The sequence below is a fragment of the Streptomyces sp. NPDC030183 genome (assembly GCF_055573455.1).
The window spans coordinates 164,810-181,556 of sequence record NZ_JBVIBK010000018.1 but is presented as its reverse complement, the minus strand read 5'-3'; the positions used below and the strand labels follow the sequence as shown (position 1 = coordinate 181,556).

At 71.7% G+C, this 16,747-nt stretch carries 14 protein-coding genes; 4 read left to right on the top strand and 10 right to left on the bottom strand.

The annotated features are described in order from the left end of the window. The first annotated feature begins 52 nt into the window (after positions 1–52). Positions 53–2,074 (top strand): DUF1996 domain-containing protein, encoded by a 2,022-nt coding sequence (locus ACZ4Z2_RS22730; protein ID WP_468078460.1) that lies wholly within the window; start codon positions 53–55, stop codon positions 2,072–2,074. Positions 2,075–2,293: 219 nt separating this feature from the next. Next, positions 2,294–3,883, top strand: a complete 1,590-nt coding sequence (locus ACZ4Z2_RS22725; protein ID WP_468078459.1) for a hypothetical protein — start codon at positions 2,294–2,296, stop codon at positions 3,881–3,883. A gap of 49 nt (positions 3,884–3,932) precedes the next feature. Here the strand turns inward: ACZ4Z2_RS22725 and ACZ4Z2_RS22720 are convergent, their stop codons facing one another. Next, positions 3,933–4,400, bottom strand: a complete 468-nt coding sequence (locus tag ACZ4Z2_RS22720) for an SRPBCC family protein (protein ID WP_468078458.1) — start codon at positions 4,398–4,400, stop codon at positions 3,933–3,935. 97 nt (positions 4,401–4,497) lie between these two features. Here ACZ4Z2_RS22720 and ACZ4Z2_RS22715 point away from each other — a divergent pair, with 97 nt between their 5' ends. Then, positions 4,498–5,463: a Rossmann-fold NAD(P)-binding domain-containing protein gene (locus tag ACZ4Z2_RS22715; RefSeq protein WP_468078457.1), complete on the top strand. Its 966-nt coding sequence runs from the start codon at positions 4,498–4,500 to the stop codon at positions 5,461–5,463. Between the two features lie 75 nt (positions 5,464–5,538). Here the strand turns inward: ACZ4Z2_RS22715 and ACZ4Z2_RS22710 are convergent, their stop codons facing one another. Then, positions 5,539–5,907 carry a cupin domain-containing protein gene (locus ACZ4Z2_RS22710; RefSeq protein WP_468078456.1) on the bottom strand — a complete coding sequence of 123 codons (369 nt, stop codon included), beginning with the start codon at positions 5,905–5,907 and terminating at the stop codon, positions 5,539–5,541. A 142-nt stretch (positions 5,908–6,049) separates the two neighbouring features. Here ACZ4Z2_RS22710 and ACZ4Z2_RS22705 point away from each other — a divergent pair, with 142 nt between their 5' ends. Then, on the top strand, positions 6,050–8,356 hold the full coding sequence (locus ACZ4Z2_RS22705) for an MMPL family transporter (RefSeq protein WP_468078455.1): 2,307 nt from the start codon (positions 6,050–6,052) through the stop codon (positions 8,354–8,356). A gap of 31 nt (positions 8,357–8,387) precedes the next feature. Here the strand turns inward: ACZ4Z2_RS22705 and ACZ4Z2_RS22700 are convergent, their stop codons facing one another. The 8 genes from ACZ4Z2_RS22700 to ACZ4Z2_RS22665 form a co-directional block, all read right to left on the bottom strand. Then, positions 8,388–10,667, bottom strand: a complete 2,280-nt coding sequence (locus ACZ4Z2_RS22700) for a M4 family metallopeptidase (RefSeq protein WP_468078454.1) — start codon at positions 10,665–10,667, stop codon at positions 8,388–8,390. 263 nt (positions 10,668–10,930) lie between these two features. After that, positions 10,931–11,662, bottom strand: coding sequence for a FadR/GntR family transcriptional regulator (locus tag ACZ4Z2_RS22695; protein WP_468078453.1), 732 nt, complete (start codon positions 11,660–11,662; stop codon positions 10,931–10,933). Continuing rightward, a complete protein-coding gene (locus ACZ4Z2_RS22690; protein ID WP_468078452.1) occupies positions 11,637–12,683 on the bottom strand; it encodes an aldo/keto reductase in 1,047 nt (348 codons plus the stop codon). The genes ACZ4Z2_RS22695 and ACZ4Z2_RS22690 overlap by 26 nt, the downstream gene beginning before the upstream one ends. A gap of 60 nt (positions 12,684–12,743) precedes the next feature. Then, complete coding sequence (locus ACZ4Z2_RS22685) at positions 12,744–13,856, bottom strand: PfkB family carbohydrate kinase (RefSeq protein ID WP_468078451.1); 1,113 nt, start codon at positions 13,854–13,856, stop codon at positions 12,744–12,746. Further along, positions 13,853–14,485, bottom strand: a complete 633-nt coding sequence (locus ACZ4Z2_RS22680; RefSeq protein ID WP_468078450.1) for a bifunctional 4-hydroxy-2-oxoglutarate aldolase/2-dehydro-3-deoxy-phosphogluconate aldolase — start codon at positions 14,483–14,485, stop codon at positions 13,853–13,855. Before ACZ4Z2_RS22680 ends, ACZ4Z2_RS22685 begins: the two co-directional genes overlap by 4 nt. Continuing rightward, positions 14,482–15,243, bottom strand: coding sequence for an SDR family oxidoreductase (locus ACZ4Z2_RS22675; protein WP_468078449.1), 762 nt, complete (start codon positions 15,241–15,243; stop codon positions 14,482–14,484). Before ACZ4Z2_RS22675 ends, ACZ4Z2_RS22680 begins: the two co-directional genes overlap by 4 nt. Then, complete coding sequence (locus ACZ4Z2_RS22670; protein WP_468078448.1) at positions 15,240–16,283, bottom strand: zinc-dependent alcohol dehydrogenase; 1,044 nt, start codon at positions 16,281–16,283, stop codon at positions 15,240–15,242. The genes ACZ4Z2_RS22675 and ACZ4Z2_RS22670 overlap by 4 nt, the downstream gene beginning before the upstream one ends. Then, complete coding sequence (locus ACZ4Z2_RS22665) at positions 16,280–16,717, bottom strand: RbsD/FucU family protein (RefSeq protein WP_468078447.1); 438 nt, start codon at positions 16,715–16,717, stop codon at positions 16,280–16,282. The genes ACZ4Z2_RS22670 and ACZ4Z2_RS22665 overlap by 4 nt, the downstream gene beginning before the upstream one ends. Between the last annotated feature and the right edge of the window lie 30 nt (positions 16,718–16,747).

Below are 16,747 nucleotides of genomic sequence, written 5' to 3'. Positions count from 1 at the left end.
ACGGCGGGCGACCTCCGCCGCGATCGCGCTGATCTTGGGCGGAGGCGGGCTCGTGGCCGCGAACGTCTACGCGTCGGCCACCGAGGACGGCGGCACCGAGGAGTCCGGCCAGTGGGCCAACTCCGCCGCCGCGACGATCGACTGCCCGGATGTCGGCAGTGAGCTGACCGACGTGCCCGAGGGCGCCCGGGGGGACGTGGACAACGAACTCGCCGCGCTCGACGGGCAGATAGCCGAGGCGTACCAGCGGCTGCAGAACTCCGCGCAGGCCCAGCGACAGGACGGCGGGTTCGCGGAGAACGCCATCATGAACCCGCTGAAGGAGAAGCGGGCCGCGACGATCGAGCGCATCGCGATCGCCATCGACCGCGTTGGGGACCGCCCGGACGGGCTCGACTTGCTCGCCGCCTGCACGTTGCGCGAAACCGGCAACGAGAACGGGGGCGGCCAGGGCGGCGGCGACCAGAACGGCGACGGCGACGGCCAGGGCCAGGGCGATCAGCAGGGCCAGCAGGGGCAGCAGGGCAACGGCGGCCAGGCCGGCAACGGCCCGGTGGCCGGCGACTTCGCCGACATCACCTCCGTCCAGCCGGGCGGACAGGGCGCGGCCCGGGGGCAGGACGCCTCCCAGGGCTCCTTCACCACCGCCTGCGGGGTGAACGCGAACGGCGTGTTCAACTCGGACAACGTCATCGTCGCCCCCGGCGTCAGCAACGGCGCCCACCACTTCCACGACTACGTCGGCAACCAGGCCAACAACGCCTTCGCCAGCGACGAGGCCCTCGCGGCCGCCGAGACCAGCTGCGAGAACCAGGACGACAAGTCCTCCTACTTCTGGCCGGTGCTGCGTCTGCAGAACGGCACCGTCGAGCAGGACGCCAACTCGCCCGGCGGCGGTATCGAGGGCAACGCCGGTGAGATCGTCACCCCCAAGGAGGTCACCATGACCTTCGTGGGCAGTCCTCGGGGCGAGGTCACCGAGATGCCGCGGTTGCTGCGCATCATCACCGGCGACGCCAAGGCGTTCGTCAACGGCCCGGCCAACGCCAACGCGTCCTGGAGCTGCACCGGGTTCGAGGACCGGCAGCTGAAGGACAAGTACCCGCTCTGCCCCGACGGCAGCGACGTGGTCCGGACGTTCAAGTTCCAGAGCTGCTGGGACGGCCGCAACATCGACAGCGCCAACCACCGCACGCACGTGGCCTTCGCCGCCGCCGACGGCAGCTGCCCCGGCGGTTTCCGGGCCATCCCGCAGCTCGTCCAGCGCATCGTCTACGACGTCGACGCGCCGAGCCTCCAGGACGGCGGCCGCACGACCCCGCTGTTCGCGGTCGACTCCTTCCCCGAGCAGGTCCACAAGCCGATCACCGACCACGGCGACTTCATCAACGTCTTCGACGAGGGCCTGATGCGCGAGATGGTCGACTGCATCAACGAGGGCCGCGAGTGCGACGCGGCGGACCTCGACGGCGACCAGGGCAACGGCGACGCCGGTGGCGACCAGGGCCAGGGCCAGGACGGCGAACAGCCCGGCGGCGACCAGGGCGACGGCGGCGACCAGAACCAGGACGGCGGCCAGGACCAGGGTCAGGACCAGGGCAAGCCGGGCAACCAGGAGGACCAGAACCAGGGTCAGGACCAGAACCAGGACCAGGACCAGGGCCAGGACGAGGACCAGGACCAGGACCAGAACCAGGGCGAGAAGGGCGACGTGGGCGAGCCCACCGACAAGACGGACGCGCCCGAGTCGGACACGCCCAAGACCCTCGTCTCGCCCAAGGCGACCCAGCGCGGAAAGGACGGCGGCGACAACAAGGCCGGGAACACGGGCGACGACCAGGCCGACGACCAGGGTGACGCGGCCGCCGATCAGACCCCGGCGGGGAACATCCCCTCGGCCGCGGGCGCCGGTCAGGCCGACGCCCAGGGGTCGCAGGGCTCCACGGGCTCCCAGTCGGCCACGGGCGACCTCGCCGACACCGGCGCCGAGATGTGGCCGGCCGCCCTCGGCGGTGTCCTCGCCCTCTCCGGTGTCGTCCTGCTCCGCCGAGTGCGCCGCGGCGCGATCCGCTGACGCGGCGCCGCTGACACCGCCGTCCGCCCCTCCGCCGTCACCGGGACCCGGTCACGGCGGAGGGGCGGGGTCACGGCCACCGGAACCCCCGGCGCGGCGGTGGTCACGAAAGCTCATCGATCTTCCTCGGGCGACCGGAATCGGCTGTCGCGCCATCTGGTTTCAGCCGTACACTGACAATTCGTAGGCATGCGGGTGAAGTTGACGGGGGGATCCGACATGTCCGGAGACCAGTACGGTCCATACGGAACGAGAGACCAGGACGGCTGGAGCCACAGCTACGTCGTCCCGCCGATGCCGTCCGCTCCGCCGCCCGGCCCGGCGGACCCCTGGCGCGCCGTCGGCGTGGGCCTGCTCAACCTCAGCGGTCTCGGCCTCGGTTACGCCCTCGTCCGCCGCCCCCTGCTGACGCTGCTGTGCTGGGTGGCCACCGGCATCCTGCTCTTCACGGTGTTGCCCGCCGACCCCGACGGCGTGTCCGGCACGACCCTCGTCGTCTACGGCCTGTTCCTCGTCCTCACCGCCGTCCACGGCGCCATGGTCGGCCTGCGCAACCGCCTGGTGTGGCCCGCGCGGTCGCCGCTCGCGATCGCGCTCGGCGTCCTGCTCCTCGGCGTCCCCGTCGCCGGCTCGCTGCTGTACGAGAGCGCGCGGGACGAGGCCACCGAGCAGATGCTCCTGGACCGCCTCGACACCGCCGACGACCTCGTGCGCAAGGCGTCCGGCGAGTCCTTCAGCACCACCCAGTCCGAGTACCGCAGGGCCCTGAGCGCCTACGACGACCTCAGCACCGACCACCCCGGCTCCCGGGCGGCCGAGAAGGTCCCGGACCGGCTGAAGACGTTCTACACGACGGTCGGCGCGCCCTACGAGGAGCAGGAGTACTGCGACGCGATCGCCCCGCTCGAGTACCTGCGCACGGTCCCGCAGACGGTGGGCAAGAAGGACCTCGGCTCCCTGACCACCTGGCCCGACGACCGGCTCGCGACGTCGCTGTACGAGTGCGCCTCCGGCACCCTCGCGAGCGGCGCCGGCGACTGGACCGACCACTTCCGCGACCTGCTGAACGAGTTCCCCGACTCGGAGCAGGCGGCGAAGGTCGAGCCCGAGGTCAAGACGGCCGTCGACAAGGCGATCAAGGCCGTGGGCGGCGACGACCCGTGCACCGCCGTGCAGCAGCTGGAGTCCCTCAGCCTCCAGGTCAAGGGCCTGCCCGGTGAGATGGCGGGCGTCGACAAGGCCCTCGCCGACCACGCCGCCCGCGCCGACCGGTCCGCGTCCACCGGTGTCTACGCCTGCGGTGTGTCCCAGTACGAGGACGGCGAGTTCGCCGACGCGGTGACCTCGATGAACGACTTCGTCAAGGCCAACAAGAAGCACAAGAACGCACCCCGCGCGAAGAAGATCGCGATAGCGGCCGAGATCGCGCAGGAGGTGCCGGCGGCGGGCAAGAAGCTGCCCACGACCCGCACCGGCGGCAGCATCACCGTCACCGTCAAGAACGACAGCCCCGACGAGATCCAGGTCATGTACACCGGCCCGGTGACCGGCACCTTCACCCTCAAGGGCTGCGGTGGCTGCACCAGCTACGACTGGAGCCGCACCCTCGACCGCAACTTCAAACCGTGCAGCGGCGGCAAGAACTACCCGCAGCGCACGATCACCCTCCCGGTCGGCACCACGTACTTCCTGCACAAGCCGAAGGGCGGCACGTCCTCCAGCCCCGCCTCGGACACCGCCAAGCTGCAGTCGGGCTACATCTACACCGAGTGCGCCTACGTGACCACGGGTCTCGGCATCAACTCGTGAGACGACGCGGGCGGTCGGGCGGCAGACCGGACGGCCGGCGGGGGCGGACTCAGCCGCCCCTGCGGCCCTCCACCCAGGAGGCCACGTCGTCGAGGTCCTTGGCGACGGCCCTGCGCACCGCACGGGCACCGACCCCGCCCAGCACCTTGGCCAGCAGACCGGCCACGGCACCGGTGGGCACCGCCGTGAACGTCATCCGGACGGTCGTCGCCGCGGGGCCGTCGCCCCGCAGCTCCCACTCGGAGACGTAGTGGGAGCCATGGGAGGCGGCCTCCACCACGAAGCGCTCCGGGGGTTCGCTGACGGTCACGTCCATCTCCTCGGTGGCGTCCCTGCCGAACATGCGGCGGGTCTCCCGCCACCGCGTGCCCACCCCGAACACCCCGCCGGTGAGGACCTCCACCCTGACGACCCCGCTCAGCATCCGCTCCATGCCGGCGAGGTCCGTCAGGGCCTCCCACACCCGCCCCTGCGACGCGGCCACCCGCCGCTCCACGACGACACTCCCGCTGGTCATGACCCCATGAAAACACCGGGCCCCGACAACCGCCCCAGGACGACGGCCGGCGCCCCCGTCCGGAGCACCCCCCTGCCCCCGAACTGAGGAGAAGCCGATGACCGAACGTCCCGAGGGTGCCCCGGCCGGCCCCCAGCCGCAGGACCAGCCGTCCGCGACCCCGTCCGGAGCGTCCGGCCCGCCCGGACAGCCCGGTCCGGAGCACCACGCGCAGCCCCAGCAGCCCGCACCGCACCAGACGCCCACGCAGACCCAGCTCCCGTCGGCGCCGAGCGCCTACCCGTACCCCCACCCCCAGTCGCCCGCCGGCTTCGGCCCTCCCGCCGCCTCCCCGCCCCCGCAGCAGAACCCCTACGGACAGCCGCAGCCCGCCGGCTACCCGCCCGCCGGCTACCCGATGGCCCCGCCGGCCCCCGGCTCGGGCGGCGCCGGGCGCGCCGTCCTCTGGGCGGTCCTGGGCGCGGTGGTCGCCTCCGCCGCATGGGCGGGAGGCGTCTTCCTCCTCGGCCGCGACGACGAGGCGGACCTGCGCGGCTACGAGGTCAAGTCGGAGCTGTGCCGGGAGGTGGACTACTCCTCGTTCAAGGACGAGTACCCGGAGGAGGACTCGAGCCCCGTGAACCAGTCCCTGGAGCACGAGGCCCTCGACCAGAGCTATTGCAGCCTCTCCCTGAAGAAGTCCTCCGCCTCCACCCTCTCCGACGCGTACTTCTCCGTGGAGCTGGAGCTGCACAAGAAGAGCGACCCGGGTCCCGAGTTCACCGCCCGGTGGGCCGAGTACGACCAGCGGTACAAGGACTACGAGGTGGAGAGGGTCAGCGGCTTCGGCGACGAGGCGTACCTGGTCACCGAGGACACCACCTCCGGCGACGACAGCAGCGGCAGCCGCTCGGCCACGCTCGCGGTGCGCGACGGGTGGGTGACGTACGAGATGAGCTGGAGCGCGTACGCGTCGTCCTACGACGACGACGTCACCCTGCCGGAGGTGGAGGAGGTCGCCGACTGGCTCAAGACCGACACCACCGCGACGTTGGAGAACCTCAGGGAGATCGACGGGGTGTAGCCCGGGAACGGCGGAACGCGGCGGAGGCGGGGGCGCGAACGCCCCCGCCTCCTTTCCCTCTCACCCTCACCCGGATCAGTCACCGGCGGACTTGGCGTACTCCTTGGCCATCTGCCCGGCGAAGTCGTAGACCACGCACTGCTCGTCGCCCACGACCCAGGCGTCATGGCCCGGCGGACAGACGAAGACGTCGCCCGGTCCCACTTCGCTCTCGCCGCCGTCGTTGTCCATGCGGATGTGCATGCGCCCCTGGGCGATGTAGCCGTTGTGGTGGACCTCGCAGCTGTCCGTGCCCGCGATCGGCGCGATCGACTCCGACCAGCGCCATCCCGGTTCGAAGACACCCACGGCGAAGTCGAGCCCCGTGAGGTGGACGGCTTCGAGGTGCCCCCGCGGGAAGTCCCGGCGTTCATCCGGCTTCTCGACCGTCTTGATCTCCAGCATGGCGGCTCCTTCCGTTCCGTCCCACCTCCCCATCGTCCGCCCGTCAAGCCGGGCCCGCCATCCGGGGGAACGGTGGTGCAGGAGATGCCCGGGTGATGGGAGGGCCGTCTAATGAGGGTCGGAGATCGTCGCAGGGAGAGAGATGCGCGCACGGCGTTCGCACCGCAGGGGCGGGGCCACGGGCAGGGCGACCGGTCTGCGGAGGCTCGGTGAGTGGTGCGCCCGGCACTTCGTGATCGTCATCGTCGCCTGGCTGGTGCTGCTGGCCGCACTCCAGGTCGTCAACCGCTCGTTCGGCGGCGACTACTCGGACAACTTCTCCCTCTCCGGCGTGCAGTCCCAGAAGGGCTTGGACGTATTGAAGGAGCACGATCCCGAGGCCGGCGGGTACAGCAGCCAGATCGTCGTCCACGACAAGGACAAGGCGCTGACCCAGCTCGGCTCCCAGATGTCCGACACGGTCGACGACCTGCAGAAACTGCCCCATGTGCTGTCGGTCCAGAACCCGCTCACCACGGCCTCCTCCCAGTCGTCCGACCAGTCGAGCCAGTCGAGTCAGTCGGACCAGTCGAAGCAGCCGAACGTCGGTCCGCTGTCCTCCGACCAGAAGACCGCGTACATCACCATCCGCTTCGACGTACAGCCGTCGACGCTCCAGGACAGCTACCTCCACGGTGTGGACGACTCCGTGCAGCCGCTGCGGTCGGCCGGCGCGGAGGTCGAGTACGGCGGTCCGCTCGGCGAACTGGCCCGGCCGGCCGCCGACGACCGGGTGAGCGAACTCATCGGCTTCGCGGTGGCGATCGTCGTCCTGCTGATCGGTTTCGGCAGTGTCATCGCGGCCGGTCTGCCCCTGGTGACCGCCCTGCTCAGCGTGATCGGCGGCCTTGCCTGCCTCGGCCTGCTGGCCGCCGCCTTCACCTTCGCGACGGTCTCCCCGACCCTGGCCACCATGATCGGCATCGGCGTCGGCATCGACTACGCGCTGTTCCTCATCACCCGCCACCGGCAGGCCCTGATGGACGGCGCCGACCCGGTGCGTGCCGCCGGCCGTGCCGCCGCGACCAGCGGCCACGCCGTCCTCGTCTCCGGCTGCACGGTGATCGTCGCCCTCGCCGGGCTGTACGCGTCCGGCGTGAGCTTCATCGGAAAGCTGGGGCTCGCCGCCGCGACGACCGTCGTCTCCGCGATCGCCGGCGCCCTCACCCTGCTCCCCGCACTGCTCGGCCTCATCGGCCGACGCATCGACCGCTACCACGTGCGCCGCCCCGTCGCGGAGACCGGCGTCCGGGAGGGCGAGGAGATCACCGGGACCTGGCACCGCTACGCCCAGCGCGTGGAGCGCCGCCCGTGGTGGTTCCTGTCGGCCGGTGTGGTGACCGTGGGGATCCTCGCGATCCCCGTCCTCTCCATGCAGCTCGGCCACATCGGCGACGGCGCCGACCCCACCTCCTTCACCGACCGGCGCGCCTACGACCTGATGACCGACGCCTTCGGGCCCGGCTCCAACGGTCCCCTCACCGTCGTCGTCGACCAGACGTCCGTCCCGTCCTCCGACCGGCAGTCGTTGCAGAGCACCGTGCAGAAGGACCTCGACGACGTGAAGGGCGCGTACGCGGTCACCCCGCTGACCCCCACCCAGGACGGGGACGTCCTGGTCGGCACGGTCTACTCCGAGCAGTCCCCGCAGAACGCGGACACCACGGACCTGGTGAACCGCCTCGTCGACGACACCCTGCCGGCCGCCGTCTCCGGCACCAGGGCCGAGGGGTATGTCACCGGCACCACGGCGTCCCAGGTCGACTTCCGCGACATCGTGGCGAGCCGGCTGGTCGTCATCATCGCCGTGGTCGTCGCCCTCGCCTTCCTGATCATCCTCGCCGTCTTCCGGGGCCCGCTCGTCGCGCTGAAGGCGGCGGTCCTCAACATCCTCTCCATCGGGGCCTCCTACGGCGTGGTCGTCGCCGTCTTCCAATGGGGCTGGGGCGGCCCCGCCCTGGGCGTCAACGGCAAGGTGCCCATCGAGAGCTATGTCCCGATGATGATGTTCGCCATCATCTTCGGTCTGAGCATGGACTACGAGATCTTCCTCCTGTCCCGTGTCCACGAGGTCTGGCAGCGCACCGGTGACGCCCGTGGCGCCGTCGCCCACGCCCTGGAGATCACCGCGCGCGTCATCACCTGCGCCGCCCTCATCATGGTCAGCGTGTTCGCCGCGTTCGTCGTGAGCGACAACATCGTGGTGAAGATGCTGGGTCTCGGCCTCGCCGTGAGCGTCCTGATCGACGCGACGGTCGTCCGCCTGCTGATGGTCCCCGCCGTGATGACGCTGCTCGGCCGTCACGCCTGGTGGACCCCCCGGTGGCTGGACCGCGTGCTCCCGCACATCGACGCGGAGGGGGAGACGGCCAAGCGGCCGGCCCCCGTGAAGCGGGGACCGACCGCCTGACCGATCTGTCGCAGAGTGAGGTGTCGCTCTGTCAGAAGGTCAGCTTCCAGCTGTTGATGTAACCGGTGTCGAGGCTCGCCACGTCCTGGACGCGCAGCTTCCAGGTGCCCGCGGCGGTCTCGGAGGACGCGTCCACCGTGTACGTCGCGACCACGTCGTCGGCCGAGTCCGAGGACGAGGAGTTCTTCAGCCGGTACTCCGTGCCGTCCGGGGCGACGAGGTCGATGACCAGGTCACCGCGCCAGGTGTGGACGATGTTCACGTCCACGGTGAGCGGGTTGGACGCGGCCCCCGCCCGGTTGACGTTGATCGGGGACTCGACGGTGGAGTTGTCGGGGATCTGGTAGTCGGCGGTGTTCTCGAACACCGACTGGTTCCCCTCCTCGTCCACCCGCCAGGCGAAGCTCGCCTTCCCGGTCTTGTCGGCCGCGTCCGTCACGGTGACGGTCGGCGTCCAGTTCCCGGCCGTGGTCGGGGTGCCCGAGATGCGTCCCGTGGCCGCGTCGATGGAGAGCCCGTCCGGCAGACCGGTGGCCGCGTACGACAGGGCACCGGCGTTGGTGGACGACGCCTGGACGTCCAGGGTGACCGCCTGCCCGGTCAGGCTGTACTGCGCGGCCGGCGGAACGACCGTCACCCCGTCGAGGATCCGGGACCCGACGTTGATCGCGGCCCAGGCGTTGGCGGTGTTGTTGTACGTCGGCGAGCCGAGCCCGTACAGGTCGGCGGCCGCGCGCAGGGTGTAGGTGCGCGCGGCGGCGTAGTTGGTCGCGGACACCATGTACGTGGTGAGCGCCCGGAACCAGATCTTCTCGGCGGCCTCCCGGCCTATCGGCGTCACCGGCAGCCCGTCGAAGGTCGGCGAGTCGTAGGAGACGCCGTTGACGACCTTCGCGCCGCTGCCCTCGGAGGCCAGGTAGAACCAGTGGTTGGCCGGGCCCGAGGAGTAGTGCACGTCGATGTTGCCGAGCGTGGAGGACCAGTAGTCCCGCGAGGAGCCGTCCTTGCTGGGCTTGTCCATGTAACGCAGCGGCGTGCCGTCGCCGTTGATGTTGATCTTCTCGCCGACCAGGTAGTCCCCGACGTCCTCGCTGTTGCCGGCGGCGAACTCCACGGCGGCGGCGAAGATGTCGGAGGTCGCCTCGTTCAACCCGCCCGACTCACCGCTGTAGACGAGGTTGGCGGTGACCGACGTCAGACCGTGCGTCATCTCGTGCGCGGCCACGTCGATGGAGGTGAGCGGGTTGGCGTTGCCCGACCCGTCGCCGTACGTCATGCAGAAGCAGCCGTCCTGCCAGAACGCGTTGACGTAGTTGTTGCCGTAGTGGACCCGGCTGTACGGGGCGACGCCGTCGTTGCGCAGGCCGTTGCGGCCGTGCACGTTCTTGTAGTAGTCCCAGGTCAGCGCCGCGCCGTAGTGGGCGTCCGCGCCGGCCGTCTCCAGGTTGCCGGTGGTCCCGTCGCCCCAGATGTCGTCGGAGCCGCTGAACAGGGTGCCGGTGCCGGACGAGCCGCGGTTGAGGTTGTACGTGCGGTGGTTGCCGCGGTCCGCGTCGGTCAGCGTGTACGACGACCCCGACTGGCTGGTGCCGAGCGTCACCGAGCCGCTGTAGCGGGTGTTGCCCGTGCCGGTGTGCACGGCCTCGTAGTCGAACAGCTTCTTGCCGGTCTGCGCGTCGGTGATGACGTGCAGCTCGCTCGGGGTGTCGTCGTGCTGGAACCCGCTGACGACGGTCTCGTAGGCGAGGGTCGGCCTGCCCTTGGCGGCCCAGACGACCTTGCGGACGCTGTCCGCCTCGGTCTTGGCGGAGCCCTCCTCCTTGGCCGCCTTGAGCGCCTGCTTCTCCGCCGCGGCCCTGCTGACCTCGGCGCTGAGGTCCGACACCTTCAACTGGGGCTTGTAGTTGCGGGTGACGCTCTCGATCGCGCCCGACTTCGACGCGTGGACGATGAGGTCGCCGCCGAGGACGGGCAGCCCGGCGTAGGTGCGCTCATAGCGGGTGTGCACGGTGCCGTCGGCGTCCTTGACGACGTCACGGACCCGCAGCTCCTCCTTGCCGCCCAGGTCGAGGCGGTCGGCGGTGCTGTCCGTGGCCTTCTCGGCCTTGCGGATGAGGGTCTCGCGCTGAGCGGGGGTCAGCTTCGCGGGCAGGGACCCGCGGTCGAGCTTGGCGGCCGCGGGACGGGCGGTGCCTTCGCCGCCGTCGCCACGGGCACTGGCGGGACCGCCGGGTACCGCCACCGCGAGCATCGCTGCCGCGACGACGACTGTGGCGAGGGCCGTTGTACGTCTGTGGGGGGTGGATCTCACGCGAACTCCTTTGCTGCGGCCGACGTTGGACGAACGGCCGTACGAAGGACCCGGCGCACGGATGGGGCGCCGGGTGGTGCAGGAAGAGCTGCGATGCGGGTGCGCGTGCTCCGTTGTGAGACGGAGTGGGCACAGAGTGACAGACGTGAACCGCTTATGTCAGGGGCATATCAAGTCTTTGGCCGGAAAGTGTTCGATTATCGAGTGGTCGTCGACGGGCTGACCACGGCCGACGTCCCATCGGCCCGGAAAGCGTTCGAGTGTCAGTCGTGGACCGGGGGCGGCTGCGGGCCGTCCTCCAGGGACTCCCCGTTCATGAGATGGGCGCGCAACCACTGCTCGGTGTGGTTCACATGCATCAGCGCGGCGGCGTGACTGAGCACGGCGTCACGGGTCGACAGGGCGTCGAAGATCGCCTCGTGCTCCGCGAGGGTCCGGCCCGATGCCTGGTCGTCGACGAGACCGCGCCAGATACGGGCGCGCAGCGTCCGGCCCGAGATGCCCTCCAGCAGGGTGAGCAGCGTCTCGTTGCCCGTGGCCGAGACGACGGCCCGGTGGAACGCCGCGTCGTGCGCGTTCAGCCGCTCGACGTCGTCGCGCGCCGCACGCATGGCGTCCAGGTGCCGCTTCACCTCCGCCAACTGCTCGTCGGTGATCCGGGTGGCGGCCAGGGAGGTGGCCACCGGTTCGAGGAGCCGGCGCACCTCCATCAGGTCCAGCAGCGCCGCCGAGTCGCCCTGGAGCAGCTCCACCGCGCCACCGAGACCTTCGAGCAGCAGGCTGGGCTGGAGGCTGGTCACATAGGTGCCGTCCCCCCGGCGCACCTCCAGGACACGGGCGACGGCGAGCGCCTTGACGGCCTCGCGCGCCAGGTTCCGGGAGAGGCCCAGCTGGGCCGCCAGCTCCGGTTCCGGCGGCAGCTTCGAGCCGGGCGGCAGCGCACCCGTCCGAATCAGATCACGGATCTGCTCAATCGCCTTGTCCGTCAGAGACAACGCCCACCCCTTCCGTCGCCGGAGTGTGCTCCGCGCTGTTCGGCGTGGGAACGTCCGGTCTGATCAGTCCCCGGGTGCGGAGGTCCTCCCAGAGACCGTCGGGCACGCCCCGACGGTAGAGGTCCACGTTGCGCCTGACCTGCTCCTCGTCCCTCATTCCCAGGGTGACGTTGATGATACTGGGATGGCTGAAGGGGAAGGCGATCGCGGCGGCGGGCAGCGTCGTACCGTGACGCTCGCAGACCTCGGCGATCTCCCGGGCCCGGTCGACCAGCTCCGGCGGGGCGTCGGCGTAGTCGTACTTCATGCCGGGGGCCGGGCGGTCCTCGGAGAGCAGTCCCGAGTTGAACACACCGACGGCGACCACGCTCTTGCCCAGCTCCCGCGCGGCGGGCAGCACGTCGTCCAGCGCTGACTGGTCGAGGAGGGTGTAGCGCCCGGCGAGCATGACGACGTCGGCGGCGGTCTCGCGCAGGAAGCGGGCGAGCATCGCCGACTGGTTCATACCGGCGCCGATCGCGCCGATGACTCCCTGGTCGCGCAGGTCGGCGAGGGCGGGCATGGCCTCGTCGGCGGCCTGCCGCCAGTGGTCGTCGGGGTCGTGCAGATAGACGATGTCGAGCCGGTCGAGACCGGTGCGCGCCAGGGTGTCCTCGAGGGAGCGGAGCACGCCGTCGCGGCTGAAGTCCCACTGCCGGCGCAGATCGTCCCGGACGACGAACCCCTCGCTGTCGACGCCCCGGGGCCGCTCGTTGGGCACGAGCAGCCGGCCCACCTTGGAGGAGACGACGTACCGCTCGCGGGGAAGGTGCCGCAGGGCGGCCCCCAGCCGCCGTTCGGACAGACCGAGCCCGTAGTGGGGCGCGGTGTCGAAGTAGCGGATGCCGCCGGCGAGGGCCGCCGCGACGGCGGCATCGGCGTCCTGGACCGGTGTGACCCGGTAGAGATTGCCGATGACGGAGGCACCGAAGCCCAGCTCGGTGACCTCGACGGAGGTGGGGGCGATCGTCCGGTCGCGCACGACGTGCTCCTGGGCGGTGAAGAGTGAATACGGGCGGTGAAGGGGAGCAGGGCGTTCGGGTCAGCGCCGGACGGCGGCGGAGCCACCGGCCATGAGCGCTTCGACCTCCGCGAGCGAGGCCATGGACACATCGCCCGGCGTGGTCATGACGAGCGCCCCGTGCGCCGTGCCGTAGGCGAGGGCGCGCTCCAGACGGACGGCGGTGAGCGGGCCGCCGAACGGTTCCGCACCGGTCACGCCGGAACGGCCGGCGAGCCGCTCGGCGGGCGGGGGCGGGGACAGCAGTCCGTGGATCAGACCGGCGGCGAAGGCGTCGCCGGAGCCGATGCGGTCCAGCACCTGCAGCCCGGGCAGGTCGGGGCCGGCCACGAAGCCGGTCGACGGCGACCAGGCAGCCGAGGACCAGTCGTTCACGCCCGCCGACGGTACCGCGCGCAGGGTCGTGGCCAGGACCCGCGCCGACGGCAGCAGTCCGGCCACCTCGGCGAGCGCGTCGGCCACCTCGTCCCGGCGGACCCGCACCGCTCCCGGGTACGGCCCGGCCAGACCGAGGGCCCCCACCACCACGTCGGCGTGCCGGGCGAGCCGCAGATCGACCTCGCGGGCCCGCCCGGCGCCGCCGCGGTCCGCCCAGAGGCTGGGCCGGTAGTTGGGGTCGTAGGAGACGGTGACCCCATGGCGGCGGGCGGCGGCCATGGCCTCGTCGGCGACATCGGCGGTGGTGTCGGACAGGCCCGCGAAGATGCCGCCCGTGTGGAACCACCGGGGACCGGAGGCGAACAGCGCGTCCCAGTCGATGTCGCCCGCGCGCAGCCGGGACACGGCCGTGTGCGCGCGGTCGCTGACGCCGAGGGCGCCCCGGATGCCGAAGCCGCGCTCGACGAAGTTCAGCCCGTTGCGGGCGGCGCGTCCGATGCCGTCGTCGGCCGCCCAGCGGATGAGCGAGGTGTCGACGCCGCCCTGGAGGATCAGATCCTCCACGAGCCGGCCCACCGCGTTGTCGGCGAGGGCGGTGACGACGGCCGTCCGCAGTCCGAAACAGCGGCGCAGCCCCCGTACGACGTTGTACTCTCCGCCACCCTCCCACACCTGGAAGGTGCGGGCGGTGCGGATGCGCCCCTCGCCCGGGTCCAGGCGCAGCATCACCTCGCCCAGGGCCACCACGTCGATCACGGGGCACCCCGTTCCACGGCCTCGGCGGTCAGCCGGCGTATTCCGTCGAAGTCGCGGCGCTCCAGCTGATCGGGGGTGGCCATCCAGCTGCCGCCGACGGCGAGGACCGCGGGGTGTGCCAGGTAGCCGGTCAGCCGGTCGAGGCCGATGCCGCCGGTCGGCACAAAGCGCGCCCCGGGGAACGGGGCGGCCAGCGCACGCAGCAGCGCGCTCCCGCCGAGCGGCTCGGCCGGGAACAGCTTGACGGTGTCGAGGCCCGCCTTCAGGGCGCGCATCAGTTCCGTCGCCGTGGCGATGCCCGGTACGACGGGCACTCCCAGCGCGCGGCAGCGCCCGACGACCTCCTCGTCGAGCCCGGGGGACACCACGAAACGCGCCCCGGCCAGCACCGCCCGCTCCGCCTGCTCGGCGGTGAGCACCGTCCCCGCGCCGACGACCAGACCGCCGTGGGCCGCCATCGTCCTCAGGACCTCTTCGGCGTCCGGCGTACGGAAGGTGACCTCGGCGCACCGGGCGCCGCCCGCGGTGAGCGCGTCGGCCAGGGGGCCGGCGGTGGCGGGGTCGGGCACGGTCAGCACCGGCAGGATCCGGCAGCCGTCGAGCACGGTCGCCGGGTCGTGACCGTTCATCGACCCAGCCATCCGCCGTCAACGGGCAGGATCGTGCCGTGCACATAGGCGGCGGCGTCCGACGCCAGGAACACCGTGGCGCCCGCGAGGTCGTCGGCGTCGCCCCACCGCCCCGCCGGGATGCGGTCCAGGATCGCCCTGCTGCGTGCCGGGTCGTCGCGCAGGGCCTGGGTGTTGTCGGTGGCGATGTAGCCCGGCGCGATGGCGTTGACGTTGACGCCGTGCGGCGCCCACTCGTTGGCGAGTGCCTTGGTGAGCCCGGCGATGCCGTGCTTGGCGGCGGTGTAGCCGGGGACGGTGATGCCGCCCTGGAAGCTGAGCAGCGACGCCGTGAAGACGATCTTGCCCCGGCCGCGGGCCACCATCGCCGCTCCCACCGCCCGGGTCAGCGCGAACTGGGCGCTCAGATTGATCTGGAGCACCGACTCCCAGTCGTCGTCGGGGTGTTCGGCGGCCGGGGCCCGGCGGATGGTGCCCGCGTTGTTGATCAGGATGTCCACGGGCCGCTCCCGCCCCGCGAGTTCCGCCCCCAGGGCGCGGACGGCCTCGGGGTCGGCGAAGTCGGTGCGGATCGCCTCGAACGTACGGCCCGCGGCGGTCACGTCCTTCTCCACCGCGCTTCCGGACTCCTCCAGTGAGGCGCTCACACCGACGACGTCCGCGCCGGCCTCGGCGAGGGCGCGTGCCATGGCCCGGCCGATGCCCCGGCGGGCGCCGGTGACGACGGCGAGTCGGCCGGTGAGGTCGAAGGGGTTCATGCGGTGGCTCCGTGGGTGGTGTCGGTGCAGTCGAGGAGGATCTTCATCACGTCGGCGCCGTTCTCCAGTGCGGCGAAGGCGGTGGGCGCCTGGGTGAGGGGGACGATCCTGCTGATCAGGTGGTGGGCGGGGACGGTGCCGTCGGCGACGAGGGTGACGGCCTTCTCGAAGTCGGAGCGGTGGTACAGGCGGGCGCCGACGAGGGTGAGCTCGCGCCAGAAGAAACGGTGCAGGTTCACCTCGCGGGGGCGGGGGTGGATGGCGACCAGGCAGAGCCGTCCGCGTGCGCCCAGGACGTCGACGGCGGTGTCCATGCCGCCCGCGGCGCCGGAGACCTCGAAGGCGACGTCGGCGCCCGCGCCCGCGGTCCAGCTGTCGGTCAGGGCGGCGATGTCGTCGGTGGCCGGGTCCCAGACGGCCAGCCCACACTGCTCGGCCAGGGTACGGCGGTGGGCGTTCAGCTCGATCACCCGTACGTCGGCGCCCGCAGCCCGGGCGACCAGGGCGATCAGCATGCCGACGGGGCCGCCGCCGACCACGACGACGTTCTCGCCTTCGGAGACCTCGGCCCGGCCGACGTCGTGGACGGCGACGGCGGTGGGTTCGACGAGTGCGGCCCGGTCGAGGGGGAGGGTGGGGGGCAGGCGGACGAGGGTGGTGGCGGGTACGGTCCAGCGCTGTTGCATCGCGCCGGGGGAGTCGATGCCGATGAAGTCCAGATGCCGGCAGATGTGCTGGTGACCGGCTCGGCAGGCGGGGCAGGTGTCGTCCCAGCGCAGGGGCATCACGGTGACCGCGTCGCCCGGCGCCCAGCCCTCCACGCCCGGGCCGACGCGCAGGATCCGGCCGGACATCTCATGGCCCAGGACGGCGGGTGCGGCGACGCGGGTGTCCATGTCGCCGTGGAAGATGTGCAGATCGGTGCCGCAGATCCCGACGAAGGCGGGGGCCAGCTCCACCTCGCCGGGTCCCGGCGGGACACTCGGTGCGGGGGCGGTGTCCAGGGTGCGGGCGGCCGTGTAACGGACGGCGATGGTCATGGTGTTCCCGAAGTTTCTACGGCGCGGACGCCGATGGTGAGCAGCAGGTTGGCGTAGGTGCGGACATCGGCGGTGACGACGGCGAGGGCCAGGTCGGGGGAGCGGGCGGCGTCGTAGAACGCGAACCGGTCGAGTGCCTCCACCGGGGCCGGTGCCAGACGGGCCCGGTACTCGGCGACGGCCGGCGGTTCCGGTTCGCCGTCGGGCGGCACCATCACCTGGGCCGACTCCACCGGCAGCGCGGTGAGCAGGACGTCGAGGACGGTGGTGACGTCCAGCAGACCGGGGGCCAGGTTGAGATGGACGGTCCTGGCGCGGTCGCCGGTGGCGGTGCTCGCCGGGTAGTGGCCGTCGGCGAGCAGGACGCGGGCGCCGTGACCGGCGCCGGCCAGCGCTTCGAGGATGCCGGGGTGCAGCAGCTCGGTCAGGAGCACGGTGTTCCCTCCCTTCTGTCGAGGGTCGGC